This is a genomic window from Acidiphilium sp. JA12-A1 (genome assembly GCF_000724705.2).
GTDB lineage: Bacteria > Pseudomonadota > Alphaproteobacteria > Acetobacterales > Acetobacteraceae > Acidiphilium > Acidiphilium multivorum.
On the sequence record NZ_JFHO01000279.1, the window covers coordinates 1 to 1,181 of the forward strand.

General features: G+C 60.2%; 1 protein-coding gene and 1 pseudogene. One reads left to right on the plus strand and one right to left on the minus strand.

Going from position 1 to position 1,181, the window contains the following annotated elements; translation table 11 throughout:
* Window positions 1-484 (plus strand): annotated as a pseudogene (locus RT91_RS22120) (ISKra4 family transposase); the annotation flags it as partial.
* Window positions 485-550: 66 nt separating this feature from the next.
* Here the strand turns inward: RT91_RS22120 and RT91_RS19865 are convergent.
* On the minus strand, window positions 551-1,132 hold the full coding sequence (locus RT91_RS19865) for a recombinase family protein (RefSeq protein WP_013635075.1): 582 nt from the start codon (window positions 1,130-1,132) through the stop codon (window positions 551-553).
* Between the last annotated feature and the right edge of the window lie 49 nt (window positions 1,133-1,181).

A 1,181-nucleotide genomic window follows, 5' to 3' on the forward strand; every position in this document is an offset into this window, starting at 1 on the left:
GTATGCCCGCGGCGTCGTCCATCACGACGAGGCCGAGGGTGCCCGCCTGCTCGCCTCGCTGGACAGCATCAAGTGGCTGCTCTGGCACGGCAACCAGCACCGGGCCGGCAAAGAGATTGCATTCTTCGAGGATGACGTGGACAGCCTGGAGGTCAATTACCCGAATTTGGGCAAGTTCAAACGCGCCGCACATGAGTTCGCTGGCTATATCGCCAGCAACGCCGGCAGCCTGATCAACTATGGCGAGCGGTTCCGTTCGGGCGAGCGCATCTCCTCCAGCTTGGCCGAGAGCACAGTCAATGCCGTCATCAGCAAGCGCTTCGCCAAGCGTCAGCAGATGCAATGGACCAAGCGCGGTGCCCACCTGCTTCTGCAGGTTCGGACCCGAACGCTCGACGGCACCCTACGGCCTCTGTTCGAGCGCTGGTACCCAGGGCTCGCTAACGACAACGGAGATGGCGCAACTCACCCCGCCGCGGCCTGATCACCCCACACTTCCTGATGGTCTCCAGAAAAGGGGGTCACCGCACGATCTGTTCAAAATCGTACGCTAAGCGTTGGCGGGCTGCCTGGCGAGGGTACGATAGATGGTTGGGCGGGAGACGGAGAATAGGTCTGCGAGATCAGTGATGGAATAATTGCCAGTGTCGTACATGCGGCGCAGTTCTTTTTGTTGTCTTTCGGATAGCGTCGGCCTTTTGCCGCGTAATTTTCCTTTGGCGCGAGCGATGGCCATGCCTTCTCTGGTACGTAACCGGATCAGGTCGGCCTCAAACTCTGCGAAGGTGGCGAGAATGTTGAAGAACATCTTCCCCATTGGGTCGGTTGGGTCATAGACGGCCGCGCCGAGCGCGAGTTTGACACCGCGGGTAATGAGTTCATCGGCGATCGCACGGGCATCTGGAACGGAGCGTGCAAGGCGGTCGAGTTTTGGCACGACCAGGGTGTCGCCTTTACGCACCGCCGCCAAGGCTTGAGCAAGCCCGGGGCGGGCACGATTGGTGCCTGTGAGGCCATGGTCCGTATAGATGCGGTCCGGCTTTACCCCGAGCTGTTCGAGTTCGGCGCGTTGCGCGGCGAGATCTTGCCGGTCGGTTGAACAGCGGGCGTAACCGATCAGGGTGTGGGCCATGCGGAATTGTAACGTATGACCCCCCTTCATTGCAAAAGATATCGTACCA